2 protein-coding genes are annotated in these 2,249 nt (G+C 38.4%); both read left to right on the top strand.

Features of this window, described 5'->3' with window-relative positions:
• The first annotated feature begins 227 nt into the window (after window positions 1–227).
• Complete coding sequence (locus F6K13_RS29415; protein ID WP_205127379.1) at window positions 228–497, top strand: hypothetical protein; 270 nt, start codon at window positions 228–230, stop codon at window positions 495–497.
• A gap of 748 nt (window positions 498–1,245) precedes the next feature.
• Window positions 1,246–1,905, top strand: coding sequence for a hypothetical protein (locus F6K13_RS29420; protein ID WP_287289326.1), 660 nt, complete (start codon window positions 1,246–1,248; stop codon window positions 1,903–1,905).
• The last annotated feature ends 344 nt before the right edge of the window (window positions 1,906–2,249 follow it).

Below are 2,249 nucleotides of genomic sequence, written 5' to 3' on the forward strand. Positions count from 1 at the left end.
TATTGAAGAAGGAGACAGGAGACAGGAGACAGGAGACAGGAGGAAAATTACATGGGGATTCTAACCCCAAGTAATTTTGAACACCGTGTAGACGGTGGGGTATTAAACCCACAAAGAAAATGATAAACAATTCTCGCCTCTCTCAAAACTATGGAGACTATCGAGCAATTACGGCAAATTTATCAGTCAGATTCTTAAACAATATATTCTGAAAAAAAGTGTAAATTTTGTTTATTTCCCTAATGCCTTTTGTTCCTATTCTTAAAGGTGGAGGAGAAGAAGCAATTGTGAGAGAAGCGTTGCAACTTTTGCGGGAGGATGAACAACTTTCAGAATTAGAAAATTTACTAGAATTTTTTGCTACATTTGTATTAAAGAAGCGGTCAGCTCTCAGTAATCAGCAGTCAGCAAGATTATTTTTTAACGTGGGAGAAGGGGATTTCAACCCCTATCCTGCCGCGGGGTTGCAGGGGAAACCCAGATCTGCTAAAAGCTGATAGCTAAATAGTACAAAAAATAATGAGGTGGGATATGGCAGTTTTACAACAATCTTCTTGGTATCAACAAATTTTACAAGAGGGAGTAGCAATTGGCGAACAACGAGGCGAACAAAGAGGAATACTTTCTGGAATATAACTAGGATTAGAATTGAAATTTGGTGAATCAGGAAAGGAGATATTTTCAGAGATTAATGCTATTGAAAATATTCAGGTTTTATAAACAATTCTCACCTCTGTCAAAACTGTGGAAATTATCGAGCAATTACGGCAAATTTATCAATAGTATTGGCTGCTGGGAGTAGCGATCGCTCCCAACTTCTAATACACATAAATTATGCAAAGGCACTATACATAAAGTCTGGCAAAGCGCGATCGTTCCCAATACCTTTATAAATACACAATCAATGTTCTATGAAAATATTTTATTGATTCAAAAATTTACCCCAATCAAACTTAGGCCAGGTACGATGAAAATTAAAGGCTGACAAACTTACAAAAAGCATTGATAGATAAACGGTTGAGCGTTTTATGCCAGAGATTTATGGAAGGAGGAATGTTCGCGGGTGTTGAAAATAGTTACTTAATCCGGAAAAATGAAAAATTACTTGTATAAATAAGATTCAGAAGATTTACGAAAACGATGTTACTGTTATGAAAATTTGATGAAGTTGGCAAAATGCTCTTGACAGTAGGGGGGGAAGAATAGAATGAAAAAAATTTAAACAAATACAAGAAACATACCATTATGAAAAATTGGAAGAAAATTGGTCAGTCAATTGCTACTGGCGCTGGCGCTGCTCTACTAGCTTCCTTTGCCAACCTGTTGGCGCCAACAAGCGAAGCAAGAGCTTTTACGTTAAAGTACGATGAGGATGGTGTTCATGTTACCCGAATAGAAGGACTATCTGTGGGTGAAGATACTTTTAACGTAGATTTTATAAATGGAACTTTTGAGCAAGCGTATGGTGTTACCCTAGAAGAGTTTGATTTCTTTGAAGATAATCAAGCTTCTGAGCTTTTTAATTCTATCCAGAAATCACTAGGCGCTGAGTCGCTTTATATATCTGATTCAGAATATGATTGGGAGCAGGGATTGTTTGTGTTTGATGTAGCTGTAGACTATTTCTTTCTACCATTTCTGATGACGGATGGCGGTGTGACTGCAGGGACAAGAAGCTTCTTTCTTGAGGGTAATTGGAAATTAGAATTGGATGATCTTGTAAGTGTGGGGGAACTTGGAGATTATGTGAATGAGAACGATTTCATGTGGGCTGTGTGGTCGGTGGCGGAAGCGGGAGATGGTGCAGGAGAGGAGGTGTCAACTCCCGAACCCTCTCTAATTTTTGGTTTGACCGCACTAGGCGGTTTAATGCTAGGTAGCAATGCTAGGAAGAATAAAAGCTAGAAAGAAGAAGAGAGGGGAGTTTACCTTTCTCTTTTTTTTCTTTTATGGTACCTGGCACTTTTCAGTTATCAGTTATCAGCGATCGGCGAACCCAGAAACCCGGTTTCTTGAAGAAACCGGGTTTCTTTGCGTAACTAAACCCTCCCCCTTTTTCAGTTATCAGTTATCAGTTATCAGTAGACAAGAGACAACCCACCCCTAACCCTTTTTAGTTATCATTGGACTTTGGACAAAAAGTAACTAACAGTTAGCGTAATAATTACGCTAATCAAACAGGATAATACCGCTCTATCTCCAGTGAATTTAATCACTGAAAAAAGGCAATAATTAAGAGTTGTCGCCAG

This window comes from Okeania sp. SIO2B9 (assembly GCF_010672505.1).
Lineage (GTDB): Bacteria > Cyanobacteriota > Cyanobacteriia > Cyanobacteriales > Microcoleaceae > Okeania > Okeania hirsuta.